The sequence below is a fragment of the Stenotrophomonas nitritireducens genome, assembly GCF_001431425.1.
Taxonomy (GTDB): Bacteria; Pseudomonadota; Gammaproteobacteria; order Xanthomonadales; family Xanthomonadaceae; genus Stenotrophomonas; species Stenotrophomonas nitritireducens.
Map to the genome: position 1 here is coordinate 73,225 of NZ_LDJG01000017.1, position 26,182 is coordinate 99,406.

Sequence of the window (26,182 nt, forward strand, 5' to 3'; positions counted from 1 at the left end):
AGGGCCTTTGCTCGGCCGCGATCCGGTCACAGTTCCGGACACCGTTCGTAGATAGCCTCCGATCGGTGCCGAACGTCTGCCTGCTCGGCACATCTGGCGCGCGCTCACTTGGCGGTGTGCGCTGAGCCCCTGAGGTGAGCTGGTCTGCTGGTTCGCTGCGCGGGGTATGTACCCCGTAGCTGGGTACAGAGAGTCTTTTTGATCAAGATCAAGGTACTGCCTTCACCTCAGCTCTATGCTGAGCTTAACAAGCCACATTTGGCACGGGTCGATCATGCTCAGAAACTATCGAGGACTTTTTAGCGGGGCCATGGAAATCTCCGGTGTTCAGCCCCATTCTTCTGGCATACCTGTTTTATGGATGGGCCTGATCAGCGCCCTGCACTCGAATGCGGGAATCTCGCCAATCGACAAGGGTCAACTTCACGAAGGAGCATCGCCATGAATATTCCGCCCGATCGAAGTAAGAGCACAGGAAACGGCCCGAACTGGTCTCGCATCAACCAGTGGCTGCTGTGGCTCGGCCTCGCCGCCGCCGTTGCCTGGATGTTCTACCGCCACAACGCCCATCTTCTGCAACTGCTTCCCTTCCTCTTCATCCTCGCCTGTCCGTTGATGCACATCTTCGGCCATGGCAGTCACGGCGCACATGGCGGTCATGACCATCAAGATCAGCCGCCTCGGGGCGATGAAGGGGGTTCGCCTGCGCGCCAATCAGACGACCGGAGCCGCCCGAAATCCGTCGACCAGTCCGGGCACCACCACTGAAACCACCGGAGCATCATCATGGAAACCATCGAACTCAAGGTTGCCGGCATGACCTGCGCCTCCTGCGCGAACTCGGTCAGCAAGGCGCTCAAGCGCGTAGCTGGTGTGCAAGACGTGCATGTCGATCTCGCTCGCGGCGCAGCGAGTGTCACCGGCGACCAGACGGCCCAGAAGACGCCTGAGCTGATCGCGGCCTTAGCTGCCGCGGGCTACGAGGCATCCGCTGATTCCTCGCCGGGCATTGCGGCGGGTGCCGGTGCCTCCCATGCGCCGGCCGCTGCCCGTTCAAAGGGGCATGGCGGCTGCTGCTGCCGCTGATCGACGCCATGGACGCACGCACGAACTCCCAGGGTATCGCCGCCGCACCGCTTGGGCTCTTTGCTGCCTACTGGGGCGACATGCTGTGGCGGACCGTCGCGTCCGGCGAAGCGCTGAGACAGCGCGCCAACAACATGACCGAACACGAAGCGGCGGGTATGCCGCCGCTGCTCCACTTCGAGTCAGAGCAGGTGGCTGACGGCCACGACTTGCAACCGGCGAGCAACTACCGGCTCCTGCGTGTCACTCGCTGTGGCACCGACGCCTTGGAGAAGCATGTGCGCAAAGGCGCCGCGCCGGTGCTGGTGGTCGATCCACGCGCCGGCCACGGCCCTGGCATTGGCGGCTTCAAACGCGATTCTGAAGTTGGCATGGCACTGCTCGAAGGCCATCCCGTGTACTTCGTAGTGTTCGATCCGGAGCCCGTCGAGGGCCAGACCATGGGCGCAGTCGTCCAGACCCTGGCCACATTCATCGACATGGTGGCCAAGCGCCACCGAGGCAAGGCCCCGATCGTCTACGGCAACTGCCAAGGCGGTTGGGCGATCACGCTGGCGCTGTCGCACTGCGAGCACCGTGCCGCCTTGGCAGTGCTCAATGGCTCGCCGCTGTCGTACTGGGCAGGCGAGAGAGGCATCAACCCCATGCGGCTGCTCGGTGGGTTCACGGGCGGCATCTGGCCGGCGCACTGGGCGTCGGACCTCGGCGCCGGGCGATTCGACGGTGCCTGGCTGGTCCAGAACTTCGAGGCGTTGCGGCCCGAGGGCGTGTTCAAGAAATACGACACGCTCTTCGCGCAGCCGGAGACTGAGCGCGATCGCTTCCTGGAGTTCGAGCGTTGGTGGAATGGCTTCTACCAGCTTGCCCGCGAGGAAATGTTGTCGATCGCAGGCGATCTTTTCGTAGGTAATCACCTGGAGAGCGGCGAGGTCGTGGTCGATGGCCACTGCCGCGCGGATCTCAGCCGCATTGGCGCACCGCTGGTGGTCTTTTGCTCCAACGGCGACAACATCACACCGCCCCACCAGGCGCTCGGCTGGCTCAAAGCGGTATATCCGACGACCGCAGACCTGGTGGCGGCGGGCCAGCGCGTGGTGTACCTGCTGCACCAACATGTTGGCCACCTTGGCATCTTCGTCTCCGCGGGGGTGGCGCGACGCGAGCACCGCGCCATCTTGCATCATGCCGAATCGATCCAGGCACTCAAGCCTGGACTCTACGAGATGGTTCTGGAGGACAGCGCCTCTTCGGAGTCGGCCGCCGCTGCGCAGTTCCAGCCGCGGCGGCTGGAAGACCTGCCTTACGACGCCAACCCGGCGGGGTTCGACAAGGTCGAAGCACTCTCGGAGATCACCGAGCGCTTCTATTCGCAGTGGGTGTCGCCGTGGGTCCGCTTCGCCGTCACCCCCGACTCGGCTCGTGAACTTCGCGCGCTGCACCCCATGCGCGTCAGTCGCAAGGTCTGGTCCGAGCAGGTGACCCCGGCCCTGGCGCTGCTGCCATGGGTGCAACGATGGCTTGAGCAGTGGAGTGCGCAGGATCCCCATCGGGTCGAAAATCCTTGGTATCAGCTTGAGCGAACTGGTGCAGACGCGATTGGGCAGGCCATGGAATCATGGCGCAAGAGCCGGGACCTGTGGGCTGAGCTTGTGTTCGAGCAGGCCTATGCCAACTGAACGACCCTCCACTGTGGCTGCAAAAAGAGACGCTCACGGGTCGCAAGCAGCACGCTCCTTGTCGGAGGCGATGCGCCTGCCACGGCCGATTTCGCTTTTCAGCGTCGTCCAGGCACGGATCAAAGTTGGATTCTCCCGTATCACCACGCCAGCAACGGCGCTACAGCATCGGAAGCATGGGCCTGATCGGCGGCCTCGCGTGCTGCTAGCGCCGAGCGAAACTTGGCAATTCGATCTGATGAACGTTGCCAATGGCGGCGACGTCGGCACTGACCGGCGCTGACGGAGCTCCGACATGCGCGTCCTCGCCATCAATGCCGGCAGTGCGACCCTGAAGTTCGGAGTTTTCGAGTCGGCTCGTACCTTGCCATTGATCGACTCGGCGATTGATCATCCTGCGGTGGATGCTGCGACCTTCGAGGAGATCGAGCGGCACTTGCACAGGGCGGGTGTCACAACGCTCGATGGCATTGGTCACCGCGTCGCACACGGTGGCCCACTGTTGAGCAACGCGGTGCTCGTGGATGAAGAAGTCGAACGCGAGATCGGCAAGGCTTCGGCTCTGGCGCCGCATCACAATCCTGCCGCATTGGCCGGCATACGCCTGACCCGTGAGCGTTGGCCCGGCGTGCGCCACGTCGCGGTCTTCGACACCGCTTTCCATGGCGACATGCCCGAATACGCCCATTCCTATGCTGTTCCGCCATCGTGGCGCGCGGCAGGGGTACGGAGATACGGCTTCCATGGCCTGTCCCACCAGGGTGTACTGGCCGCCGTCAGCACCGAGCTGAAACGGCCGCCGTCAGAACTTCGTATCGTGAGCTGCCACATTGGAAGCGGCGCCAGCGTCTGCGCGATCGATCGCGGAAGGTCGGTCGATACATCTATGGGAATGACCGCGCTTGAAGGTCTTGTGATGGGCACGCGCTGTGGAGACCTCGACCCTGGCGTACCCGGCTTCGTCGCACGCGCACTGGGTTTGACGTTGGCGCAGATCGAGGCGGCGCTTTACAGCGACAGTGGACTCAAAGGATTGTCGGGTGAGAGTTCGGACCTGCGGATTGTGGAGAAGCGCGCGGGAGAAGGAGTCGCAGCCGCCCAACTGGCAATGCAGGTTCACGCGTACCGCGTGCGCAAATACATCGGCGCCTACGCCGCCGCGATGGGCGGTTGCGATGCTGTGGCCTTCACTGGCGGAGCTGGAGAAAATTCGGCCGCGTTGCGTCGGCGCATCGTTGATGGCCTGGAGTTCATCGGCCTGGAACTAGACGAAGAGCGCAATCGCGCCTACTCGCCCAACACTGAAGTCGCCCAGTTGCAGTCATCCCGATCCGCCGTCGCCGTGCTGGTGGTTCAAGCACGCGAGCAGTTAGCGATCGCGCGTGAGACGTTCCGAGCGCTGAATGACCAGGCAAGTGGTTTGGTATAGGCAATGAACTGGGACAAGACCACGATAAGTCTTCCTCCGGGCCGGGAGCCACGCCCGTTGATGCTCGCGCCGATGATGGTACAGTTGCCCATCCAACCGCACGTTGAAGGAAGGAACGGAGCGGTTCAGACACCGGGCCCTTGACCCATGTGCAGCACCTGGGTTCAAACTCGCTCGAAAGTGAAGGGATTCAAGACAACCTTGCTGGAGGATGGTGATGCAACTCATTGAATGCGCCAAGGCGGCAGGCGTCACACCGGACACGTTGCGTCACTACCTTCGGGTGGGGCTTGTGGTGCCCGATGGCCGGGGCACGAACGGCTACCGCGCATTCTCGGATCGAAGCGTCGCCCGGGTTCGTTTCATACGCAATGCATTGGCCCTCGGCTTCACGCTCAAGGACGCTGCAGAGTTTGTCGAGATGAGCCAGCGCGGTGCATCGCCTTGTCCGCGCGCGCGGGCGCTGCTGAGCGAACGGCTTGACGAGCAGGCCCGGCGGCTGAAGGAGGCGACAGATTTGCATCGCCGCATGCAGCAGGCAGAGCGCGACTGGAAGCGGCTGCCGGACGGCGTCCCGGATGGCCATTCCGTCTGCGGTTTGATCGAAGGAGCGGATGCGGACGTTCAGCGCAATTCGGTGCGCGCGAAGTCCCGTCGTGTACGCGCATGAATCGCTCTGATCATCGTCGACATTCCCCGGCATCACGACGCTCTACGTACATGCGGTGCAGCGGTTGTGGTCGTGCCGATCACGCCAGCGCCAAGTATGAGTCGTCTATCCACTTCGCAGCATCCGCTGCACACGAGCGAGCGAGGCGCCCCCAATGAGCCACCTCACGACACGGGATCGAACCGTATCGCCCGACGGATATGCCGCCGCGCTACGGATCTTGCGCCGGCTGCTGGCCGGCATCGAGCGCCCGCCGGCGTTGCGTCTGGGCGATATGCTCTTGCACGAGCTCGAATCGCACCCGGAATACACCCTGATCATCCGTGACCCGGGTCTGCTGCGTCGCTTGGTCCTGCGCCCGGATCCGCTGCTGCTGGCGGAAGCCTATTTCCGCGGCACCATCGACATTGAGGGAGACCTGTACACCGCGCTCGGGCTCAAGGCGCATTTCGAGAGGTTTTCGCTCTCTTGGCGCGACAAACTGGCCCTGTTGCGCGACGCACTGCTGCTGCGCGTGTCCGACCAGGACGGGTTGAAGCCCTCGCGGAGTCTGGCCTCGCGCGTCGCACGTCGCTTCTCCCATCGCCATTCGCGTCAAACCGATCAGGCCGCGATCTCCTTTCACTACGATGTGTCCAACGCGTTCTATGGCCTCTGGCTCGATGCCGAGAGGGTCTACTCATGTGGCTATTTCAAGGCGACGGATGACACGCTGGACCAGGCTCAGCGCAACAAGCTGGAGCACATCTGCCGCAAGCTGCGCCTGCAGCGAGGCGAACGCCTGCTCGACATCGGCTGCGGCTGGGGCGCGCTCGTGTGCTGGGCGGCAAGAGAACATGGCGTCCGTGCGCACGGCATCACGCTCAGCCAACAGCAACTCGAATACGCGCGCGAGCGCATCCGCTCGGAGGGCCTGCAGGATCTCGTCACCGTTGAACTGCGCGACTACCGTGACCTCGAAGGCACGGCCGTTTTCGACAAGGTGTCAAGCATTGGCATGTTCGAGCACGTGGGACTCGCGAACCTACCGGCCTACTACGCGGTGGTCCAGCGGGTTTTGCGGCCAGGAGGACTCTTCCTCAACCACGGGATCACCCATGACGAGGAGGGCTGGAGCCGAACCGTCGCGACCGAGTTCATCAACCGCTACGTCTTCCCCGACGGCGAATTGGACTGCGTCAGCAATATCCAGCTAGGGATGGAGCGCTCCGGCTTCGAGATCCATGACGTCGAAGGTCTTCGACCCCACTACGCGCTGACCTTGCGTCATTGGGTCCAGCGACTCGAAGCGCGCCGGGAGGAGGCCTTGCGGGAGGTCGATGAGGTGACCTTCCGCATCTGGCGCTTGTACATGGCGGCGTGTGCACTGGAATTCGAGGCCGGGGGGACTGGGATCTACCAGATCGTCGCGTCCAAACGCGACGGCGGAAGCTGGCCCGTGCCCTTGACCCGCTCTGATCTTTATGGATAACACAGCCATGAACGCTAGATGGCCGTGCCGCTGGCGCGCGAAAGACGATCACAGACGCCAGCCTTCCCAATCTCGCCGTCGCGCTTACCTGCGTGCCGGCTCTCAAGGACTTTCCACATGAACCACGAGCTTCCCTGGGTCGCCGAGCGCGTCCGCGTGTTCCGCGAGTCTGATCCCGAGTTCGCCCGCTGGGCGCGCGGCCACGGCCCCATCACCCACAACGATCTCACGCAACTGCGAGTCCACGATCTCGCACAGGTGCTGGTTGCCGAAGGCAAGGCGAGCGACACAACCGCGGTGTATCGCACGCTCTGGTCGGCGGACCGCCTGGCCGTGGCAGGCATGTGGTTGACGGTTCACATGACCTATGCCGACCGGGTCTATCCCGATGGCCGGGAGATGAGAGCCGAGGATTTCAAGGAGACGCCGGAGGGGCATACCGGTGGGGCGCTGAACATCGTGCCGGCCTATGTCGGCTACCTGGCCGCGAACGCGCTCAGTGGGTTGACGCGTGGCTGGTTGATGGGCCAGGGCCATTGCGTCGCGGGCATCGATGCCTGCAACCTTCTGGTGGGCAACATGACGCCGCGCCACGCCGAGAGATACGACCGCAGCGAAAGCGGCCTCACGCGCTTTGCCCGGGATTTCTATAGCTACGCGATCGACGCACAGGGGCGTCCCGCCTCGCCGCTGGGCAGCCACGTCGGCCCGAATACGGCAGGCGGTCTGTCCGAGGGCGGCTATCTCGGCTTTGCCGAACTGCAGTACGTGCACATGCCCTTGCCCGGCGAGCGGCTGGTGGTGTTCCTCAGCGACGGCGCTTTCGAGGAGCAGCGTGGCAGTGACTGGGCGCCGCGCTGGTGGCGGGCAGAAGACAGCGGCTTCGTGGCACCGTTCATGATCCTCAACGGTCGCCGCATCGAACAGCGCAGCACCATGCAGCAGCAGGGGGGCCGAGAATGGTTCCACCAGCATCTGCGGCTGAACGGCTTCGACCCGATGGAGATCGACGGCACCGACCCCGCCGCGTTCGCCTGGGCCGTTCACGCGATGGAGGAGCGGTTGTCGGCCTGCGCGGCTGGAGTTTCGCAGGGCACCGTTCAGTACCCGGTACCCCTCCACTACACCATCGCCGAAGCGCCCAAGGGATTCGGCTTCCCCGGTGCTGGAACCAATGCCGCGCACAACCTGCCGCTGGAGGGGAACCCCCGGGTCGACCAGATAGCGCTTCAGCAGTTCAACGAGGGTGCTCGCGCTCTCTTCGTGCCGTCGCACGAACTCGACGAAGCGGTCGCACTACTGCGCCGGCACGAAGTGCAGCATCGTCCCCTGGAGCGGGACCATGCCCTGGCGCACCGCCAGGTGGCGGCCCCCAGACTTCCGGTTCCGCAGTGGCATGTTGCGGGCCAGGGCGAGGTCTCGCCAATGGCGGCACTCGACGGAGCCTTCGCGGCCCTCGTCCAAGCCAACCCACAGCTGCGTCCGCGGGTAGGCAATCCGGACGAGCTGCGCAGCAACCGCATGGGCCAGACATTGGACCTGCTCAAACACCGCGTCTTCACGCCCGAACCGGGCCTGGCGGAGGCCGTCGATGGCGCCGTGATCACGGCGCTCAACGAAGAAGCGGTGGTCAGCGCGGCGCTGGGCAACAAGGGCGGCATCAACTTGGTCGTCTCTTACGAGGCATTTGCCGTCAAGATGCTGGGCGCGCTGCGCCAGGAAATCCTGTTCGCGCGACATCAGGCGCAGGCAGGCACACCACCCGGATGGCTGTCGGTGGTCACGGTTGCGACGTCCCACACCTGGGAGAACGGCAAGAACGAGCAGTCGCACCAGGATCCGACGCTGGCCGAAGCGCTGTTGGGCGAAATGTCCGACACCTCGCGCGTGTTGTTCCCGGTCGATGCCAACAGTGCCGTTGCGGCGCTGCGCGCGGCCTACGCCTCGCATGGCCAGTTCTGGACGCTGGTCGTTCCCAAGCGGGCCGTCGCCAGCCAGTTGAGTGCCGAGCAGGCCGAACGCTTGGTCGATCAGGGTGGTTGGGTGGTGAAGCCCTGCGACGCCCCCGACGTGTTGCTGGTTGCCATCGGCGCATACCAGCTACAGCAGGCCCTGCTTGCGGCGCGGCGCCTCGAAGCCGCTGGACATCGGACCGCAGTGACCTGCGTCATCGAGCCGGGCCGCTTCAGAGCACCCCGCGACGAACGCGAGCAGGACTTTGTGGCCGGCGACCAGGCCTTGCGCGCCCTGTTCCCGGAGACTGCCGCCGTGCGCGTCATCGTCTCGCACATGCGACCCGAGCCGACGCTGGGCCTGATGCGTCGGATCGATACAGGGGCGCGGCAGACCCGTGCCTTGGGCTACCAGGCGCGCGGCGGGACACTCGATGTGGCCGGCATGCTGTTCGCGAACCGTTGCACGTGGGCGCACGTCGCGGCGGAGGCGGCTCAAGGGCTCGGTGTCGATCCGCAGAGCTTGCTGAGCGCCGAGGAGTGGGCGGCCGTGCAGGGGCGTGGCGACCCGCGCGTCATCACGGTCTCGGCTTAACCCCCTTCCAGCACGACCCACGACCGGACGCTGATTGCGCCGACGCACTCTGCTTCTTCATGTGCGTTGCCAGGTCGCACTGGGTTCGGATGTCTGACGAATGGCTGTGGGACCGATGGCCACGTCGCGCCTGAATGTCGTCCTCCCGTGCCAAGTAGCACTTCCTTGTCCGGGCGTTCAGCGCGAGGCGTCAACCATTTTCCCGCGCTGGAGAGGGGATTTGCCAGGCGAAAGCATCCGCGCAATCGCCAACTGAATCGCCCGTCTGCGCGCCTCGTGCTCCTGCGAATCCCTCGCCGCCGGTGCCATGCACCACGTTTGCACGATCGTCGCTACCAGTCGCACGATCTCATCAGGCGTGAAATCCGCTGTGATGCGTCCTTCCGCCTGGGCAGCGGTGATGGCCGCATGTTTGGCTTCCAGTACGCTGTGACCGGCGGGGAGCAGGAGCACTTCTTGGCCTCGCTCCAGGTGGAACCAGGTCATGAGCCGCCATAGGTGCGGCCGCTCGGTGAGCAAATCGTAGGTGCGCCCCGCATAGCCGGGAAGATCGTCCGCATCGAAGCGCTCGTCCTGCGCCGCGGCGAGGATTTCCCGGCTGAGCACGGCGTCGAAGAGAGCCTCCTTGTCCCCGAAATGGACATAAAGCATCGGCTTGCTGATGCCTGCTGCCGCCGCGATCCGGTCAATTCGTGCCCCCGCCAGCCCGTTCTCGGCAAATTCCCCCAGCGCAGCGTCCAGCAGCATTTGCTGGGTCTCGGCGGGACGTCTCTTGGCCATGGGCCGTTACTCCTCAACAACATTTCATCCGAGCGCCCATCATCGCTTGACACGGGCGCCATTAACTTACAAACTAGTTGGTAAGTAAACCACAGGAGTGCATTTATGTCCAGACATTGGTTCCTCACCGGCGCATCCAGCGGCATCGGTCGCCATCTTGCTGAAATCATCCTGGCTTCGGGGGATGACCTCACGGCCACCGTCAGGCGTCCCGAGACGCTCGACGACCTGGCAGCACGCTACGGTGACCAGCTCGTTGTCGAACGGCTCGACGTGACCGTGAAGGGGGACATCGCACCCGTGGTCCAGCGCGCCGAGGCCCGCCGCCCGGTCGATGTCCTGGTCAACAACGCCGGCGGCGGCATCATCGGCGCCACCGAAGAGTTTTCCGACGCGGACATCGAAGGGCAGATCAGCCTCAACCTGCTGGCGCCGGTGCACGTCACGCGGGCCTTCATTCCCGCCATGCGCACACGGCGAGCCGGTCGGATCATCCAAATCTCCAGCGCCAGTGGCCAAGGCTCCCTGCCGACCAGCAGTCTTTACCACGCCGCGAAATGGGGTCTGGAAGGCTTCAGCGAATGCCTTCGCCAGGAACTGGAGGGGTTTGGGGTCTTCGTCACACTCATTGAACCGGGCGGCGCTCGCACGAGCTTCAGCCGCAATTTGCAGTACGCGCCGGCGAACCCCGCCTATCAGGACACGCCCGCTGGACAGATTCGCGCGATGTTCGAGAACGCGGGTGACGAGTTGTACACGCTCGATCCGCAGAAGATCGCGCACCGGATCTTCGACACGGCCACGAGCGAGAAGCCACCGCTTCGGGTGGCGCTGGGCGGTGACGCCTTCGGCGTCATCCAGGCGGCGCTCAAGGGCAGGCTGTCTGCCCTTGAAGCGCAGGAGAGTCTGGCGCGATCGGTGGCCTTCGATAGCTGATCGCTGTTTCAGGTCAAGCCCAGGGCGACGGCAAAGCCAGCAGCAGCCATGGCCGCGTACGACGGGAGCACTCTCCATGCGAGCGCCCTACCGCCCAGCGACATCAACAGGACAAGTTTGGTGACCTGATTGACGGATGCGGCGATGAACAAGGCCAGGGTGGCCGAAGCGGCGGTGACGGCGCCCTCGGTCACCAGGCGGCCAATCGAGAGCGTGATCGCATCGACGTCCACCAGACCCGAGGCAGCGGCGGTCAGCATGACGCCAGCATCCCCGAAGCGATCGGCAAGAAAGCGGCCTGCCAGCATCACCGCGGCCAGGAAGGCTGCGAACTGGAGCGCGGAGCGCAGCTGCAATGGGTTGCCAAGCTGAAGTTCGGGCAAGTCGTCGGCGGGCGACCGCGCCGCCAGGAACGTCCCCAGAACACCGCCAGCCACGGCCATGGCCACGAAGATGACCACCGGGTCCCAGCCGATGCCGGGGGCTGCGATGGCGACGAGAGCCGCCATGCGCGCAAACATGGCTGCGCAGGCGAGCGCCGCCCCCGCCGCTGCCAGTGGATGCCAGCCTGGCGTCTGCCCGGCCCAGCGCGCCAACGTGGCCGTGGTGGCGGTGCTCGACACGATCCCGCCGAGCAGCGCTGTGAATACCAGCCCTCGTTTCCTGCCGAGCGAGCGCATCAGGACGAACCCAGCGAACGACAGCACTGCCAGCAGGACAACGGCCCACCAAAGGCGATAGGGATTCAACGCCTCATAGGGGCCAAAGCCACGATCAGGGAGTACGGGCAGTACGACCACGCTGATCAACAGCAACTGCGTGCCGCTGCTGATCTCCGCCTCGGACAGCTTGCCGACGCCGGCGTGCAAGAGCTGCTTGAAACGCAGCAGCGCCAGCACGACCACGGCGGCGACCGCCGAAACGCGCCAAGCGCCACTGGTCGCCAGCGCCCCGATGGCGAAAGTCGCAAGGGCGGCGACGGACGTGGTCAGTCCCATCACGGCATGCATATGCGCCGTCACCAGGTAGCCCACCACCAGATACACCCCGACGAGTACGAGCAGAGCGATGAGCATGCCGGCTCCCCAGCGCTGGGCCAGCAGCCCGCCAAGGCCGCCGAGCAGGCCGATCAGCGCAAAGGTGCGAACGCCCGCGACGCGATGTCCCTCGGGCCGCTCGCGTTGCTGCCATCCCCGTTCCAGGCCGATCAGAAGTCCCGAAGCGAGTGCCAGCCCGAGCCCGACCAGCGCGGGATCATCGAATTCACTCATCGTCGAACCTGGACGCGGTCACGGATGAAATCACGCTGCAGTCCCAGCGAAGCATCGGTGCGCGCCATCGACACCTGGGGATCGGTCTCGATGCCGCTCAAGGCGCGAATGGCATCGATGGTCTCGGGGATTACGATCGCCTGGTTGAAGACCTGGTAGGTGTAGTACGCCTGATCGCCATCGACCGAAAGCACGTCCTCCCACAACGCGACCTCCCACAGGTCGCCGCGCGGGCGGCCGAGATCGGCCATCAGTTCCACCGTGCTGTTGAGGGCCACGAGACCATCCGAGGATCGCACGAACGCGATCCGTGGCGCAGCGCGAAAGGCCGCCAGCACCTCGTCGCGCGTGGCCGGCCTCGTCAGTTCGACCCACCAGGTGTGCAGGTGGCTGCTGTTGTGCGGCGCCTTGACCGCGATCGTGACGACGTCCAGGTCCGGGATCACAGTGCGCGCGTCCGGTCCCTGATGGCTGGGGATCGTCTTCTCCGGCACGAGCGTGTTGATGATGCCCTCCGCATGCGCCTCCCACGGGTCGGAAGCCCGGCGGATCAGCGTCCCGCGGGCTCGCTTGAGCAGGCCCGCTGTCCGAAGCGCCCCCAGGGTGCGCACGATCGACGTCGTGTTGCAGGACACCACCCGGGTGGAGGTGCGGCCGATCGCGGTTGCGTAGTTCTCCTGTGCGACGAACGAATGACCGGTCAACGCGTGGGACTCGCCGCCATGGAAGATGGACTTCACACCGGCAGCGTCGTACGCCCTCTTGTTGACCGCGGCGACTTTCTTGGGTGTGCAATCGACCACGACGTCCGCGTTGGCGAGCAGGTCGGCCAGATCGCCCGCGACAGGAAGCCCCGCAGCACGCATCGATTGTGCGGCTTCAGCGGTCGCCGCGTAAATCGGGAAAGCGCGCTGCGCGGCCACCTGCAGGCGATAGTCGTGCACCACATCCGCGACGCCGGCTAGCGCCATGTCCTCCTGGAGTGCGACCGCATCCGCCACCCGCTTGCCGATCACACCGTATCCGTTCACCGCCACTCTGACCTTGTTCATGCCTGACTCCTTGCTTGATGAGGCGCCTCAGCCGCGGCTGCGCGCGATGGAAAACGTGAACCGGATCGCCAGCGCATAGCCCAGCAGCGCGAGTACCGGCATGTCGCCCCAGCGCGGGCCCACGCCGTGCTGCATCAACAAGCTCGATGCGATGTACAGGCCGAGCGTCACGAGCGCCAGCGCGACGCGACGGCCGAGGCGGTCGATCCCGCTCAGCATCCTGGCATCCGGCTTGATCGACAGTTGCAGCAGGTCACCCTGCCGCAAGACGCTGTGCAGACGCCGCGCCATCAGGGAGGGCAGGGCGTGGGCCGCGTTCCCCAGTTCATATGGCAGACGCTGCGATGCCGCAGACTTGGGCTCGTCGAAGACGCCCGTGGTCGTGTGGCGAGAGATGGCTTCGATGATGGAAAACTCGGGTGCCAGCAGGCGCACCGTCCCTTCGAGCAACAACAGGGTACGCGTGAGCACGAGGAGGTCCCTGGGCAGCCGGACTTCCTGGGTCCGGCCCGCCGCCACGAGCTGCGCGAGAGCACCTGAGAGCGACCAGTCCTTCAGCGGCCTCTGTGCGCAGTCTGCGACCAGGGCACGCACGACAGGCACGAACACGGCCCGATCGGTGCCGTCGCCGAGCAGGCCCAGGTCGAGCCAGGCATCGACCACCCATTCGGCATCCTGCTCGACGAAGGCCAGGGCGAACGCCACCAGCGCCCGCCGCATGTTGCCGTCGACCCGGCCCACGATGCCGAAGTCGTGCAGGCATATGCGGCCATCGTCCATCACGAAGACGTTGCCGGGATGGGGGTCGCCGTGGAAGAAGCCATCGCGGAAGATCTGGGCGACGTAGCTGTCCACGAGTTTGCCCGCGGCCGCCACCGCGGTGGACGAAGGCAGACCGTGCAGGTGAGCTCCGTGGCTGAACTGCTGGACCATGACGGTCGGCGTGCACAGGCCGTCCACCACGTCGGGGATCACGATGTCGGCAGAGCCGCGCCAGGCGTCGGCGAAACGTCGCACGGAAGCTGCCTCGCGCGACAAATCCATCTCGTAGCGGAAGTTGGCCGCAACCTCGTCCACGATGGCTGCCAGCCCCCAGCGACGCAGCGAGGGCACGAGCCCCTGCATGACCAGGACGATGCGGCGCAGGATGCGCATGTCGGTCTCGGCCTGCTCGGCCGCGCCAGGGCGGCGGATCTTCACCACCACTTCCGTCCCGTCCGGCAGGGCTGCACGATGAATCTGGGCGATCGAGGCCGCGGCGAGCGCGTGCATGTCGAAGCGTGCGAAGAGCTGCTGCCATGGGCGGCCGAGCGCCGCCTCGACCTCCTGGACCGCCTGCTCGGGAGGAAACGGCGCCACATTGGCCTGCAGGCTGGCCAGAGCCTCTTGCGCATCGGGCGCCAGAATGTCGGCCCGCAGGCTGAGATGCTGGCCCAGCTTCACGAAGGTCGTGCCCAATCGCTGCAGCACTTCGGCGAAGCGGTCGGCCGCCCGGTGGGTATCGCAGCGCATCAGGCCCCGGTGCCAGGCCACCCAGAGCAGGAACCCGCTCAGGGCCATAGCGATCTGCGTGGCCCGGCGCAGCGCCGAGCGTTGCGTTGGGCGGCCCGCAAGACGCACGGTGGAAACGGGGCGGTTCGGTCGCGTCATGGCTCATCCAACCTGTTGCGCAGGCGGCCCGCATGCCAGGCTGCGATGTTCGAGATGGTCTCGTCGAGGATGCGCGCGATCGCCTCCGACGTATTGAACCCGACATGCGGTGTCACGAGCACACGCGGATGCGTCAGCAGTGGGCTGGATGCCGACCAGCCGGTATCGCAACCCAGTCCGCCGCAGCCCGTGGGCACTTCGGGAGACAGATCCCCTTCCTGTTCCAGCACGTCCAGTCCTGCTGCGGCGACGGTACCTGCCTCCAGTGCGTGCAGCAGGGCGGCCTCGTCGATGAGCGCACCCCGTGCCGTGTTGATCAGTACCATGCCCGGTTTCATGCGCGCGAAGGCCTGGCCATCGAGAAGGTGGTGCGTGGCCTGCGTGGCCGGAACATGAAGGCTCAGAACATCGCTGCTTTGCAGGATCTGCTCCCACGTCACCACGCGGACGCCGGCGATGGGTGCTGCCGTGATGTCGAGCGATGGGGCGAGGGCCGGGTCGTACGCGAGAACTTCCATGCCGAAGCCCAGGGCGATACGGGCCACGTGGCGCCCGATCCGGCCCAGCCCGACGATGCCCAGCGTCTTTCCTTCCAGCTCGAAGCCGGTGAGGCCGCGGTAAGCGAAAGAACCTTGGCGCGCCCGCTCGTGGGCTTGTGTCAGATGGCGAGCCACGCCCAGCAGCAGCGCGAAGGCATGTTCGGCGACGCTGGCGGACCCATAGTCCGGCACGTTGCACACGGCAATGCCGCGTCGGCGGCAAGCCTGCAGGTCGATGTGATCGAAGCCCGCGGAGCGCGTTGCCACGAGCCGCACGCGCGGCAGCAACCGGAGCACCGATTCGTCAACGCGCGTGCGCACGAAGACGCACAGCACCTCGGTGTCTTCATCGCCGACATCGGATACCACCAGGCGTTCGTTCTGGACGAAGTGCGCGTGCCAGTGGGTCGGAAGCCGTTGCTGCAGCGCGGCCTGGTCCGCCGGTGCGATGTCGGAGAACAGAACGGACAGACGGTTTTGTGCGGTCATGAGCCCTCCTCGATTACCCGGTGCAGGGACAGGATGCAGAACGCGGCGATGAAGTGCCCGGTCTTGGTGCCTTGCGCGAGTTCCGCTTGCGCGAATACCGTCGGCAGCCGGCCGGCGACCGCATCGCGCATGGTCTCGAATCCGTCGAGCAACTGAACCGTGAAGAACGCCGCGCGGCGCATCGGGCCCTGCGTGCGGCCGCAGTCCGCGTAGGCCAGTGCGGGCTTGAATCTGGCCGGAGAATTCGTCATGGCACGGCCAGCCTCGCTCGGGGCTCACGGAACTGCCACAGCACGATGAAGCTGAGCACAGCGGCAAAGAAGCACCACACCGAGATGAACCAGGTTGCATAGAACATGTAGGCGGCGATTGCGGAGACAAAGGCGGCCACCCCAAAAGCCGCCACGCGCCGGTGGCTAGAAACCATCAGGCTTGCGCAGGTGCCGATCAGATACAGGGCCATCGTGGTCATCACGTAGAAGTGCGGAGAGTCGTAGAGGATGTGCTGGCCGACCACGCGGGCCGTGATGGGCAGCTTCACCAGCATCGCCAGCAGGTACAGACCGACGAGCGCGCCCGCGACTGCAATGGCCACCAGAACCCGACGGCGCCAACGGACGCTCTCCAGCGCCAGCGCAGCCAGCGGGACGTAGATCGGCCACAGGACGTGCGAGAAGAACGAGTAGAGATGCGTCAGCGCCACGTTCAGCAAGGGCGCGCGGTCGGGGAACGTCAGCCACAGCATGCCTTCGAGCAGTTGCTGGACCCCGAACAGCAGCGGGATGGCGGCATACGGCAGTTCGCGCCGTGAGCGGGCCCGGCGCATGGTGACGGTCCCCAGGCCCAGCAGAACCGCTGCGGCCGTGAAACTGGCGGGTGCGGAAAAGCACATGGGCAGTCATCTCCCCTCGATCGTGAGCGTCATGGCGAGCGCGGCGCAGCGGCTCATGGCGCGCCGGCTTCCATCAGTTCCTGCACCGCTGTCGCCAGCGGTGCCACCACGCTGATGCCGTTAGAGACATGCGGCACGGTGTCGCAGGTCACCACCCGCTGGGGCCCTGCCGCAAGAAGTGCGTGGTACGCGTCGGCGGCGAACAGGGCGTGCACCCCAATGCACACCGGTGGCGGCAATCCCACGCTGCGCACACTGGCGATTGCCTGGATCATCGTGCGCGCGCTGGACACGATGTCATCGATGAGCACAGGCTGGCGGTCTGCCAGGGCCGCGGTGTCGGGAAGGCTGACCTCCACGTCCTTGTCGCCCCGGCGGATCTTCTGCAACACCGTGAACGGCGCGCCAGCCAAGCGCGCGACTTCCTGGACCCATTGCTCGCTTTCCGCATCGGGTCCGATCAACACGGGACGGTCCACATGGGCTGCGACCCAGGCCGCGATGGCGGGCGCGGACTGGACCACACGGGTCGGCACCCGGTAGACCTCGCCGAGCGAGCGGTAGCGGTGCAGATGGGGATCGACGGTGACGATACCGTCGAACACCGTCGACACCAGCGCAGCGAACGTGCGGGACGTGATGGCTTCGCCCGTGTTGAAGCGCCGGTCCTGACGCAGGTACGCCAGGTACGGGGCAGCCAGCAACACGCGGGTGGCGCCGAGGTCGCGCGCTGCGTCCGCGGCGAACAACAAGGGCAGCGCCTTGGCGTCCGGCTGTGCCAGGCTGGCCACGATCACGACGGTGCGGCCGGTGACGTCGGCGTCCAGCCGCACCAGCGACTCGCCGTCCGGGAACCGGTGCAGTTGCAGGGCAGCCCGCTGCGCGCCCAACGCCCGGATCAGTCCATCGGCGAAGTCTTCGTCGCCCGGCAGGTGAAAAACGAGAGGTTTCATAGGTTCTCCGAAATCTGGAAGATCGGTGGGCGCGAGCGGACGAACTGCAGCGCATAGGCCAGCTCGCCCGGCGCCTGGGCGTGCAGCGTGAAGAGCGGCTGTCCCGCTTCGACCTGGTCGCCCAGGCGCGCATGCACGTCGATGCCGGCGGCAGCGGCGGTCGGTGCTCCGGCGAGCTTGGCCGCCCGCGCGAGCAGCCGGTTGTCGATTCGGGAGACCCGTCCCGTGGACGGCGATGCGACGGTGTGCCGATGCGTTGCCACCGGGATGCTGCGCAGGCCGCCCTGCTCAGCGCAGATCGCCTCGAACGTGGCCCAGGCGCGGCCGTCGGCCAGCACCTGCGTGGCGAGCGTCAGGCCGCCGCCGGCGGGCGCTGCACCGCCCATTTCGAGGATGTCCGCCGCCAGCCGCAACGCTCGCTCCCGCAGGTCGGCCGGGGCCTCGGGCGTCCCTTGTAGGACGGCCAGCACGTCGCGGGCCTCCAGTGCCGGGCCGATCCCGCGGCCGACCGGCTGCTCACCATCGGTGACGCGCAAGGCCACGTGCAGGCCGATGGCGCTGCCCACCTCCTGCAGGCGCCGACCGAGCGCCGCCGCGGCCTGCGCGCTGCGCACTTTGGCGGTGGCACCCACGGGCAGGTCGATCAGCACATGGGTCGAGCCCGCAGCGGCCTTCTTGGACAGGACCGAGGCGACGAGCTGGCCCTCGCTGTCCAGGTCCAGCGGCCGCTCGACGCGGATGAGGATGTCGTCGGCGGGGCTGAGCCGTACCGAGCCGCCCCAGACGATGCAGCCGCCCGTGCGTTCGACCACGCGCCGCATGCTTCGCACATCCAGGTTCACCGGCGCCAGCACCTCCATTGTGTCGGCCGTCCCGGCCGGCGAGGTGATGGCGCGCGAGGAGGTCTTGGGCATCGTGAGGCCGCAGGCGGCCACGATGGGCACCACGAGCAGGGTCGTGCGGTTGCCGGGCAGGCCGCCGACGCAATGCTTGTCCACCACCAGCGGGCGCCCCCAATCGATGCGGTCACCGACGCCAATCATGGCTTTCGTGAGCGAGACGGTCTCCGCGAGGTCCAGGCGATCGCCGGCGCAGGCGGTGATGAAGGTGGCCAGATGCAGGTCAGAGTAATGGCCCGCCGCGACGTCGGAGATGATGGCGCTGAACTCGGCATCGCCCAGGGCATTGCCGTAGACCTTGGCCCGGACATGGCTGAGCGAATCCAGCGGCGGTGCATGGGTCACCGTGACCAGCTGGCCCGGCTGCGCCCCCAGCGACGCCCATGCCGATTCGGACAGGCCAGCGACGTTCTCGGCCAGCCAATCCCCATCGACGACGCTGAGCGTCGCCACGATGCTGCGGCGGCCGGCCGTCAGCTGCACGCGCGCCTGGGTCGTGAAACCCTCCGACCGGCAGACAGGGCAGTCGCGCCGCATGTAGACCACCGGCTCCTGATGGGTGTCGATGCCGGTGCGCCACGCCTGCAGCGTGTTCACGCCATCCTCTCCGGTGCCGGTGCCGGTCTCGTGCAGGTGCGCCGTCATACCAGATCCACCGTCTGCAGGTACTCGGGCACGGCAACCGACCAGCCCAGTTCATGGTCGATCCGCGCGCGCAGCGCATCGGCCGCCTCCGGCTCGCCGTGGGTCACGAAGGTTCGGCGCGGTGTTTGCGTGAAGCCGCGCATCCACGCGAGGATCTCGTCGGCATCGGCGTGGGCGGAAAGGTTGTCGAGCGAGGCCACCTCGGCGCGGATCGGCACGTCCTGGCCATGGATGCGGACGGTGGACGCGCCGTGCACGATCGCGGCGCCACGGGTGCCGCCCGCCTGGTAGCCGGCGAACAGGATGGTGTTGCGATGGTCGGGCGCGAATGACTTGAGGTGGTGCACCACGCGTCCTCCAGTGGCCATGCCACTGGCGGAGATGATGACCATCGGTCCACGACCGGCGCTGAGCGCCTTGGACTCCTCGACCTTGTTGACGATCTTCGCGGCATGGCACATGCCCTCGCATTCCTCGGGCGAGAGCCGGTGCTCGTCGCGATGGGCGTGGTACAGCCGTGTGGCATCGATGGCCATCGGGCTGTCCAGGTACACGGGCAGGTGCTGGTGGATGCGCCCTTGCTTCTTGAGCTGGTAGATGCCGTACATCAGGCTCTGCGCTCGGCCGACAGCGAACGCTGGGATGACCACGACCCCTCCACGGGCGGCCGTCTTGTTGATGACAGTCTCCAGCTGCGCCAGTGCGTCGGACGCTTCATGCTTGCGGTTGCCGTAGGTGGATTCCACCAGCAGGTAGTCGGCGCCGGGGACCTGCACCGGCGGGCGCAGCACCGGGTCGTTGGGCCGGCCGATGTCGCCGGAGAAGAGCACGGATCGCCGGCCGTCGTTGAGGTGCACGAAGGCCGAGCCGAGCATGTGCCCGGAAGGCGTCAACCGCGCGGTGAGTCCGGGCAGCGCCTCGAAGTCCTGAGAGAACGGACGTGGCGCGAACAGCTTCAGGCAGCGCTCGGCGTCCTCACGGGTGTACAGCGGCAGCGCGGGCTGGTGTTTGGAGAAACCGTGCCGGTTGGCGAACTTCGCCTCTTCCTCCTGCAGATGGCCGCTGTCGGTGAGCAGGATCTTGCACAGCTCGTGCGTCGCGGACGTGCAGTAAACCCGGCCGCGAAAGCCTTGTCGCGCCAGCAGTGGCAGGTAGCCGCTGTGGTCGATGTGGGCGTGGGTGAGCACGACCGCGTCGACGGTCTTGGGCGCGACCGGCAGCGGCTCCCAGTTGCGCAGGCGCAGCTGCTTGAATCCCTGGAACAGGCCGCAGTCCACCAGAATGGTCGCGTCGCCATGGCGCAGCAGGTATTTGGAACCGGTCACGGTGCCGGTGGCACCCAGAAACTGAAGTTGCATGGTAGGTCTCCAAGGATGTTGTCGTTCAAAGAAGGACCGGCCGATCCGGCAACTCGTTGCCGTGGTCCGCGCCCCGCGGAAAGTGCTGCACCAGCAGGTGGCTGACGGCCACGATGCCTTCCAGGGCTCCGGCCTCGAAGCGTCCCTGCGCAAACTGGGCTTCCATGCGCTGGCACACAGCCGACCACCTTTCGGCACCGCAGCAGGCATGGATGCCGCGATCGGCCACGATCTCCACGGCCCGGTCGGCCAGCAGCACGTAGATCAGGACGCCGCTGTTGTGCGCCGTATCCCACACACCCAGGCGTGCGAACAGGTCCAGCGCCCGCTCGCCCGGCGATTGGTTGCGCCACAGTGGCGATCCGTCCAGCGCACCCTCGACCACGAAGCGCAGTTGGCCCCCATGCTGGAACTCTCCCGTGCGGATGGCCTGCTCGATCGCATCCAGGGCACGCGGGGGGAAGGCGCGGCGGACTGCGCGATCCGTGGTCGCAAGGTGGCGAAGAAGTCGTTGCATGTTCATCTCACCACCGTCCTGACGCGCCGCCGCCACCGAAGCCGCCGCCGCCGCCGCGGAATCCTCCGCCCGGCCAGCCGCCTCCCCGGTGGCGCCCGTGCAGGCCGCCGTGGCCACCCATGCCGATGCCCAGCAGCGTGACGAGGAATCCCGCCAGTCCAGCCACCGCGGCCACCGCGAAGGTGCCCACCAACAGCCACGCAGCGGCACCCAGCACGCCAGCCGTGACCAGGGAGCCTGGAAGGCGGCCGAGGGCGTTGCGCAGCACTCCGCCCAGCATCAGGGCCGCGACGAACAGGAAGGGCCAGGCCTGCCCGATGTCGTTGGTCTGCCCCTGCCGCCGTGGGTCCGCCGCAGGCAGGGCCTCGCCATCGATCACCCGCATGATCTGTTCGGCGCCTGCGGCGATGCCGCCGTCGAAATCGCCCTGGCGCAGGCGCGGCGTGATCACCTCGTCGATGATGCGCCGCGATACCACGTCGCTCAGCGCACCCTCGATGCCGTATCCGACTTCGATGCGCACGGTGCGGTCGTCCTTGGCCACCAGGAGCAACGCGCCGTCGTCCACCTTGCGACGGCCGAGCTTCCATTGCTCTACCACCCGCAGGGTGTACTGCTCGACGGGTTCGGGCCGCGTCGAGCGGACCATCAGCACGGCGATCTGCACGCCCTTGCGTTGCTCGAAGGCCCGAAGCTGCGCATCCAGCGCGGCGACACGATCGGCGGCGAGCGTTCCCGTGAGATCGGTGACGCGCGCCTGCAGCGGGGGAACGGCGACCAACTCCTGCGCGGACGCGACCGAAAGGAACAGGCTCAGCAGCAGCCAGGCCAGAGCGTGGGCCAGCCGAAGAGGGGCCGCCGGAGAGAGCACCGCTGTTCTGGGCGTTCTCATGTCAGGGGCGCGCCGCCGGCGCCGAGGCGCCGAAATCGACCTGTGGCGGCGCCGCCATGGCCTTCTCGTCGGCGACCGAGAAATTGGGCTTGACGACGTAGCTGAACAGCTTGGCCGTGATGTTGGTCGGGAAGCTGCGCGTGAGCACGTTGTAATCCTGCACCGCCTTCACGTAGCGCCCACGCGCCACGGTGATGCGGTTCTCCGTGCCCTCAAGTTGGGCACGCAGGTCTTGAAAAGCCTGGTTCGCCTTGAGTTGCGGGTAGTTCTCGCTCACCACCAGCAGCCGGCTCAGCGCGCCGGACAGTTCGCCCTGTGCCGCCTGGAACTTCTGGAACGCCTCGGGGTTGTTGACGAGTTCCGGCGTGGCCTGGATCGAGGTCGCCTTCGCGCGGGCCTCGACCACCCGGGTCAGCGTCTCCTGCTCGAAGTTGGTCTCGCCCTTGACGGTCGCGACGATGTTGGGGATCAGGTCGGCGCGCCGCTGGTACTGGTTCAGCACCTCGGACCAGGCGGACTTGGTCTGCTCGTCCAGCCGCTGGAAGTCGTTGTAGCCGCATCCGCTCAGCGACAGGGCAAGCGCTGCGAGCAGGGACATCAGGATCAGTCTCATGGTTCGGTTTCCGTGGAAGTGAGAAAAGTGCGGGACGGTGAAGCGCTCACCAGGACGGGGTTGGCTGGCCACCAACGCCGCGGAATGAGCAGCAGCGCGAGGGTGGCGGCCAGTGGAATCGACAGCCACGCAAAGGTGCTCTGCATCACAGCGCCGAATAGCCATCCGGTGGCGGCCGATCCCAGTGTTTGTCCGAGGCCGGCTGCCGCGGCGAGCCCTCCCATCGCGATACCGAGCCGCCGCGCCGAGGTGCCGGCAGCGAGGTAGGCCAGGGTGGGGAGCACGAGACCCGTGCCCGCAGCCGTGAAACTCACGCCGACGTACAGCCACATCTCGCTGCCATGGCGGGCCAGCATCAGGAGCCCGGCGATGCCCAGGACCATGCCGCAGGCCAGTACGCGGCGTGGGTCGGCGCGCTCCAGCAGGCCGGTGAAGAACAGCACCGCGTTGACGCCCAGCATCACCAGACTGCACTCGGCGAACATCAACGACACCTCTCGGGAGGAGAGATCGGGGTGGCGCTGGCCCTGCAGCACGATGCCGAGTTCAAAGCCGGCAAGCACGAACATGACCACACCGTTGAGAATCCAGAGCGCCAGGGAGCGGCTCCGGGGTGCTCCGTCGTGATCGGCTGCGTCCGCCTCTCCAAGGGAGGAAGGTGCGGGAAGCGTTGCGGCCAGGCCCAGCATCATCAGCGCGCCGAGCGCGGCCGAGAGTGCGATTACGAGCGTGGTCGATGAGCCCTGTACCAGCACGCTCAAGAAGCCCAGGCCGACAAGCCGTTCTGCAGCGGCGTTCAGGCCGGGGCCGAACAGGAACCCGAGCAGCGACATCGCACCCAGCCATGCAAAGCGCCTGGCGCGAATCGATTCTGGGGTGTACTGCGCGACGAGCGCCGGCACCACCGGCACGACCGCGGCCACAAAAAAGCCCGTCGCGCCGCGCAGCGCATAGATGCCGACCACGCCCAGGGACTCGGGGCGCAGCAGCGGGAGCAGGCTGGCCACGTAGCCGATCAGGCCCACCAGCAACACGCGGGCACGCCCCAGCCTGTCCGCCAGCATGCCCCACAGGGGCGCACCCAGCAGGATGCCCGCCGTGTAGATGCCGCTGAGGTAGCCGACATGGCGCGCAAGCGCCGCAGGATCCGCGTCGCCCATCAAGGGCCGCAGCCAGTCGGGGATCAAGGGCATCAGTGCCCCATATCCGGCCGAGACGACGAATACGGCCGCAGCGAGCCAACCCAGCTGCGCGACGCCGAGGTCTTGCTGGCGGGTGGGCCCGGATTCGCGCGGTGATCGCATGGCGCGGCTCTCTACCATGGTGGCCCGCCGCTCAGGCTGACGCGGCCGCTGGGACACTGGCACGCGACGTCACGCGCTTGATCCCCGGCAGGCGCGTGCGCTTGAGCATCAGCGCATTGATCGCGACGATCGCGGAACTGCCCGACATGGACAATGCAGCGACCTCGGGCGACAAGGTGAACGGATACAGCACCCCGGCCGCCAGCGGGAAGGCGATCACGTTGTAGGCCACGGCCCACCAGAGGTTCTGGTGCATCTTGCGCAGCGTCGCCCGGGACAGTTCGATGGCCCCGACCACGTCGTAGGGGTCACTCTTCATCAACACCACCTGGGCGCTTTCCATCGCAACGTCCGTCCCCGCGCCAATCGCAAAGCCCACGTCGGCCTGCGTCAGCGCCGGAGCGTCGTTGATGCCGTCGCCGACCATGCCGACCTTGTGACCCTGCTGCTGCAGTTCCTTGATCTTGGAGGCCTTCTGCCCGGGCAACACATCCGCAAGCACGATGTCGATACCCAGTTCCTTGCCGATGCGCTCGGCGGTCGCCTGGTTGTCGCCGGTCAGCATCGCGACCTTCACGCCGCGTGCCTGCAGCTTGGCGATCGTCTCGCGCGAGGTCGGCCGCACGGCATCGGCGATCGCGATGAGGCCGATCAGCCGGCCACCGCGCGCGACGTGGACCACAGTGCGCCCCCCGCCTTGCAGCCGCGCCGCCTCGCTGGCAAGGGGGGCCAGATCCACCTGTTCCGACTGCATCAGCAGCCGGTTGCCCAGGAGCACCGTCTCGCCCCCGATAGTGGCCCGTGCGCCTTGCCCATCGATGTTGGTGAAGTTCTCGGTGACCTCCGTCGGCATGTCTCCCGCACGCTTGAGCACTGCGAGCGCGAGGGGGTGCTCGGAGAACTTCTCCACCGCGGCGGCCGTCGCCAGAAGCCGCGTCTCCTCGACACCGGGCGCGGCCACCATCTCGACGACATCGGGCTGCCCCAGTGTCAAGGTGCCGGTCTTGTCGAACACCACGACCGTCAACTTGGTGGCGTTCTCCAATGCGGCCGCATTCTTGAAGAGAATGCCGTTCATTGCGCCCAGCCCGGTCCCGACCATGATGGCCATCGGGGTGGCCAGCCCCAGCGCATCAGGGCATGCGATCACGAACACGGTGATGGTCAAGGTGAGTGCGAACAGTAATGTCTGTCCCATCACCCAGTACCAGACGCTGAAGGTCAGCAGGCCAATCACGATCGCCGCCAGCACCAGCCACTGGGATGCGTGGTCGGCCAGCAGCTGGCCGGGGGCCTTCGAGTTCTGGGCCTCCTGGACCAGCTTGACAATCTGCGCCAAGGCCGTGTCCGCGCCGACCTTCGTGGCCTTGTAGCGAAAGCTCCCGCTCTTGTTGATGCTGGCGCCTACGACGGTGCTGCCCACGCCCTTCTTGACCGGCATGGACTCGCCCGTCAGCATCGACTCGTCCACTTGCGACGCGCCCTCGACGATCTCGCCATCCACCGGGATCTTGTCGCCGGGCTTGATCACGACCAGTTCCCCGGCTGCAACCTCGGCGGTCGGTACCTTGGTCTCCACCCCGTTGCGCACGACCGTGGCCATGGGTGGGGCGAGATCCATCAACGCGCGAATCGCGTCGGATGCGCCCGCGCGGGCGCGCATCTCCAGCCAGTGCCCCAGCAGGATGAAGACCAGCAGCACCGATGCCGCTTCATAGAACACCTCACCCTCGTAGAAGAAGGTCGCGCCGATGCTGAACAGGTAGCCGGTGCCCACCGACAGCACGACCAACGTGGCCATGTTGGCGACGCCGTTGCGCAGCGCGCGCCACGCCGCCACGTAGAAAGGCCAACCTGGATAGATGATCGCGGCACTTGCGAGGAAGAAAAGAAAGAGCTTGTCGTCCAGCCCGAACGGCGTCTGGAAGTCGCCGAACATCTTCCCCATCGGGGAATAGAAGAACACGGGAATGGCGAAGACCAGGGCCACGAAGAAGCGATTGCGCATGTCCCGAGCCATGTCCTGCATCGAGCCCGACCCGTGGCCCATGTCGTGCATCATGTCGTCCATCGCAGGGTCGCCTGCGTGGGCCTGGTGCGCAGCATGGGCGGCGGGCGTCGTGGCCGCAGCCTTCGCGCGTGCGGCCGTGGCGGGGGCATGCGCGTGGTGCCCCTCATGCCCCATCTCTTGCGCCTGACGTGCGGGTGCGCCGTGATGGCCGTGCACCGCATGGCTGGGGTCGGCAGAGACGCCAGCGGCGGGCGCGCACACGTGCTTGGGCGTCTGCTCGCCACGGCAGTGATAGCCGCATTCGGCGATGCGCTGGCGCAGATCCTCGACACTGAGTTGTCCCTCATCGAGATGGACCGTTGCGCTTCCCGCAACATAGTTGACATCTGCATGATGGACGCCGGGAAGCTGCAGCAGCTTGCGGCGTACTCCCTCCGCGCTCAGGCTCGATACGAGCCCTCCGACTTCAACGTTGATCGACTTCATGGCTGTTCTTCCTGTT

The 26,182-nt window shown here is 66.3% G+C and carries 23 protein-coding genes; 8 read left to right on the forward strand and 15 right to left on the reverse strand.

The window, feature by feature from the left end; genetic code table 11:
- Positions 1-441: 441 nt before the first annotated feature.
- The 7 genes from ABB22_RS17855 to ABB22_RS11705 all read left to right on the forward strand — a co-directional run bounded on the left by ABB22_RS17855 (position 442) and on the right by ABB22_RS11705 (position 8,879).
- Positions 442-768 (forward strand): DUF2933 domain-containing protein, encoded by a 327-nt coding sequence (locus tag ABB22_RS17855; protein ID WP_003090285.1) that lies wholly within the window; start codon positions 442-444, stop codon positions 766-768.
- A gap of 18 nt (positions 769-786) precedes the next feature.
- Positions 787-1,086, forward strand: coding sequence for a heavy-metal-associated domain-containing protein (locus ABB22_RS17860; protein WP_003090284.1), 300 nt, complete (start codon positions 787-789; stop codon positions 1,084-1,086).
- Between the two features lie 8 nt (positions 1,087-1,094).
- The gene (locus ABB22_RS11685; protein WP_003090283.1) at positions 1,095-2,762 is read left to right on the forward strand and encodes a DUF3141 domain-containing protein; all 1,668 of its coding nucleotides are present in this window, start codon (positions 1,095-1,097) and stop codon (positions 2,760-2,762) included.
- A 295-nt stretch (positions 2,763-3,057) separates the two neighbouring features.
- Positions 3,058-4,191: an acetate/propionate family kinase gene (locus ABB22_RS11690; RefSeq protein WP_009516040.1), complete on the forward strand. Its 1,134-nt coding sequence runs from the start codon at positions 3,058-3,060 to the stop codon at positions 4,189-4,191.
- Positions 4,192-4,408: 217 nt separating this feature from the next.
- On the forward strand, positions 4,409-4,861 hold the full coding sequence (locus ABB22_RS11695) for a MerR family transcriptional regulator (protein ID WP_009516039.1): 453 nt from the start codon (positions 4,409-4,411) through the stop codon (positions 4,859-4,861).
- A gap of 154 nt (positions 4,862-5,015) precedes the next feature.
- Positions 5,016-6,332, forward strand: a complete 1,317-nt coding sequence (locus ABB22_RS11700; RefSeq protein ID WP_006226050.1) for an SAM-dependent methyltransferase — start codon at positions 5,016-5,018, stop codon at positions 6,330-6,332.
- A 117-nt stretch (positions 6,333-6,449) separates the two neighbouring features.
- Complete coding sequence (locus ABB22_RS11705; protein ID WP_003090278.1) at positions 6,450-8,879, forward strand: phosphoketolase family protein; 2,430 nt, start codon at positions 6,450-6,452, stop codon at positions 8,877-8,879.
- Between the two features lie 177 nt (positions 8,880-9,056).
- On the opposite strand, the gene ABB22_RS11710 is transcribed toward ABB22_RS11705, so the two are convergent.
- Positions 9,057-9,659: a TetR/AcrR family transcriptional regulator gene (locus ABB22_RS11710; RefSeq protein WP_009516037.1), complete on the reverse strand. Its 603-nt coding sequence runs from the start codon at positions 9,657-9,659 to the stop codon at positions 9,057-9,059.
- Between the two features lie 105 nt (positions 9,660-9,764).
- Between ABB22_RS11710 and ABB22_RS11715 the strand changes: the two genes are divergently transcribed.
- Positions 9,765-10,595, forward strand: coding sequence for an SDR family oxidoreductase (locus ABB22_RS11715; RefSeq protein WP_009516036.1), 831 nt, complete (start codon positions 9,765-9,767; stop codon positions 10,593-10,595).
- 8 nt (positions 10,596-10,603) lie between these two features.
- Here ABB22_RS11715 and ABB22_RS11720 read toward each other — a convergent pair whose 3' ends face one another.
- The 14 genes from ABB22_RS11720 to ABB22_RS11785 are packed head-to-tail and all read right to left on the reverse strand — an operon-like array spanning position 10,604 to position 26,166.
- Positions 10,604-11,866 (reverse strand): MgtC/SapB family protein, encoded by a 1,263-nt coding sequence (locus ABB22_RS11720; RefSeq protein ID WP_003121546.1) that lies wholly within the window; start codon positions 11,864-11,866, stop codon positions 10,604-10,606.
- Complete coding sequence (locus tag ABB22_RS11725; protein ID WP_003121545.1) at positions 11,863-12,918, reverse strand: type II glyceraldehyde-3-phosphate dehydrogenase; 1,056 nt, start codon at positions 12,916-12,918, stop codon at positions 11,863-11,865. The genes ABB22_RS11720 and ABB22_RS11725 overlap by 4 nt, the downstream gene beginning before the upstream one ends.
- 27 nt (positions 12,919-12,945) lie before the next feature.
- Positions 12,946-14,568, reverse strand: coding sequence for an ABC1 kinase family protein (locus ABB22_RS11730; protein WP_009516034.1), 1,623 nt, complete (start codon positions 14,566-14,568; stop codon positions 12,946-12,948).
- Positions 14,565-15,596: a hydroxyacid dehydrogenase gene (locus ABB22_RS11735; protein ID WP_057505249.1), complete on the reverse strand. Its 1,032-nt coding sequence runs from the start codon at positions 15,594-15,596 to the stop codon at positions 14,565-14,567. The genes ABB22_RS11730 and ABB22_RS11735 overlap by 4 nt, the downstream gene beginning before the upstream one ends.
- Entirely contained in the window at positions 15,593-15,847 is a 255-nt protein-coding gene (locus tag ABB22_RS11740) for a hypothetical protein (protein ID WP_057505250.1), read from the reverse strand. Before ABB22_RS11740 ends, ABB22_RS11735 begins: the two co-directional genes overlap by 4 nt.
- The gene (locus ABB22_RS11745; protein ID WP_003121541.1) at positions 15,844-16,488 is read right to left on the reverse strand and encodes a DUF6629 family protein; all 645 of its coding nucleotides are present in this window, start codon (positions 16,486-16,488) and stop codon (positions 15,844-15,846) included. The genes ABB22_RS11740 and ABB22_RS11745 overlap by 4 nt, the downstream gene beginning before the upstream one ends.
- A gap of 53 nt (positions 16,489-16,541) precedes the next feature.
- Positions 16,542-17,441 (reverse strand): ribose-phosphate pyrophosphokinase, encoded by a 900-nt coding sequence (locus tag ABB22_RS11750; RefSeq protein ID WP_003090267.1) that lies wholly within the window; start codon positions 17,439-17,441, stop codon positions 16,542-16,544.
- Positions 17,438-18,985 carry a thymidine phosphorylase family protein gene (locus ABB22_RS11755; protein ID WP_003121540.1) on the reverse strand — a complete coding sequence of 516 codons (1,548 nt, stop codon included), beginning with the start codon at positions 18,983-18,985 and terminating at the stop codon, positions 17,438-17,440. Before ABB22_RS11755 ends, ABB22_RS11750 begins: the two co-directional genes overlap by 4 nt.
- On the reverse strand, positions 18,982-20,343 hold the full coding sequence (locus ABB22_RS11760; protein ID WP_003090261.1) for an MBL fold metallo-hydrolase: 1,362 nt from the start codon (positions 20,341-20,343) through the stop codon (positions 18,982-18,984). Before ABB22_RS11760 ends, ABB22_RS11755 begins: the two co-directional genes overlap by 4 nt.
- Positions 20,344-20,368: 25 nt before the next feature.
- Positions 20,369-20,866 (reverse strand): TPM domain-containing protein, encoded by a 498-nt coding sequence (locus ABB22_RS11765; protein ID WP_003121538.1) that lies wholly within the window; start codon positions 20,864-20,866, stop codon positions 20,369-20,371.
- 1 nt (position 20,867) lies between these two features.
- Complete coding sequence (locus tag ABB22_RS11770) at positions 20,868-21,752, reverse strand: TPM domain-containing protein (RefSeq protein WP_009516027.1); 885 nt, start codon at positions 21,750-21,752, stop codon at positions 20,868-20,870.
- Position 21,753: 1 nt separating this feature from the next.
- Positions 21,754-22,365 (reverse strand): LemA family protein, encoded by a 612-nt coding sequence (locus ABB22_RS11775; RefSeq protein WP_009516025.1) that lies wholly within the window; start codon positions 22,363-22,365, stop codon positions 21,754-21,756.
- Entirely contained in the window at positions 22,362-23,669 is a 1,308-nt protein-coding gene (locus ABB22_RS11780; RefSeq protein WP_015012974.1) for an MFS transporter, read from the reverse strand. Before ABB22_RS11780 ends, ABB22_RS11775 begins: the two co-directional genes overlap by 4 nt.
- 31 nt (positions 23,670-23,700) lie before the next feature.
- Positions 23,701-26,166, reverse strand: a complete 2,466-nt coding sequence (locus ABB22_RS11785) for a heavy metal translocating P-type ATPase (RefSeq protein WP_006226038.1) — start codon at positions 26,164-26,166, stop codon at positions 23,701-23,703.
- Positions 26,167-26,182 lie beyond the last annotated feature (16 nt).

Coding starts and splice junctions, on each gene's coding strand:
- ABB22_RS11685 (WP_003090283.1), top strand. CDS start 1,095: ATGGACGCACGCACGAACTCCCAGGGTATCGCCGCCGCACCGCTTGGG.
- ABB22_RS17855 (WP_003090285.1), top strand. CDS start 442: ATGAATATTCCGCCCGATCGAAGTAAGAGCACAGGAAACGGCCCGAAC.
- ABB22_RS11740 (WP_057505250.1), bottom strand. CDS start 15,847: ATGACGAATTCTCCGGCCAGATTCAAGCCCGCACTGGCCTACGCGGAC.
- ABB22_RS11745 (WP_003121541.1), bottom strand. CDS start 16,488: ATGTGCTTTTCCGCACCCGCCAGTTTCACGGCCGCAGCGGTTCTGCTG.
- ABB22_RS11785 (WP_006226038.1), bottom strand. CDS start 26,166: ATGAAGTCGATCAACGTTGAAGTCGGAGGGCTCGTATCGAGCCTGAGC.
- ABB22_RS11775 (WP_009516025.1), bottom strand. CDS start 22,365: ATGAGACTGATCCTGATGTCCCTGCTCGCAGCGCTTGCCCTGTCGCTG.
- ABB22_RS11735 (WP_057505249.1), bottom strand. CDS start 15,596: ATGACCGCACAAAACCGTCTGTCCGTTCTGTTCTCCGACATCGCACCG.
- ABB22_RS11705 (WP_003090278.1), top strand. CDS start 6,450: ATGAACCACGAGCTTCCCTGGGTCGCCGAGCGCGTCCGCGTGTTCCGC.
- ABB22_RS11760 (WP_003090261.1), bottom strand. CDS start 20,343: ATGCAACTTCAGTTTCTGGGTGCCACCGGCACCGTGACCGGTTCCAAA.
- ABB22_RS11755 (WP_003121540.1), bottom strand. CDS start 18,985: ATGACGGCGCACCTGCACGAGACCGGCACCGGCACCGGAGAGGATGGC.
- ABB22_RS11765 (WP_003121538.1), bottom strand. CDS start 20,866: ATGAACATGCAACGACTTCTTCGCCACCTTGCGACCACGGATCGCGCA.
- ABB22_RS17860 (WP_003090284.1), top strand. CDS start 787: ATGGAAACCATCGAACTCAAGGTTGCCGGCATGACCTGCGCCTCCTGC.
- ABB22_RS11695 (WP_009516039.1), top strand. CDS start 4,409: ATGCAACTCATTGAATGCGCCAAGGCGGCAGGCGTCACACCGGACACG.
- ABB22_RS11780 (WP_015012974.1), bottom strand. CDS start 23,669: ATGCGATCACCGCGCGAATCCGGGCCCACCCGCCAGCAAGACCTCGGC.
- ABB22_RS11725 (WP_003121545.1), bottom strand. CDS start 12,918: ATGAACAAGGTCAGAGTGGCGGTGAACGGATACGGTGTGATCGGCAAG.
- ABB22_RS11730 (WP_009516034.1), bottom strand. CDS start 14,568: ATGACGCGACCGAACCGCCCCGTTTCCACCGTGCGTCTTGCGGGCCGC.
- ABB22_RS11720 (WP_003121546.1), bottom strand. CDS start 11,866: ATGAGTGAATTCGATGATCCCGCGCTGGTCGGGCTCGGGCTGGCACTC.
- ABB22_RS11700 (WP_006226050.1), top strand. CDS start 5,016: ATGAGCCACCTCACGACACGGGATCGAACCGTATCGCCCGACGGATAT.
- ABB22_RS11770 (WP_009516027.1), bottom strand. CDS start 21,752: ATGAGAACGCCCAGAACAGCGGTGCTCTCTCCGGCGGCCCCTCTTCGG.
- ABB22_RS11710 (WP_009516037.1), bottom strand. CDS start 9,659: ATGGCCAAGAGACGTCCCGCCGAGACCCAGCAAATGCTGCTGGACGCT.
- ABB22_RS11715 (WP_009516036.1), top strand. CDS start 9,765: ATGTCCAGACATTGGTTCCTCACCGGCGCATCCAGCGGCATCGGTCGC.
- ABB22_RS11690 (WP_009516040.1), top strand. CDS start 3,058: ATGCGCGTCCTCGCCATCAATGCCGGCAGTGCGACCCTGAAGTTCGGA.
- ABB22_RS11750 (WP_003090267.1), bottom strand. CDS start 17,441: ATGAAACCTCTCGTTTTTCACCTGCCGGGCGACGAAGACTTCGCCGAT.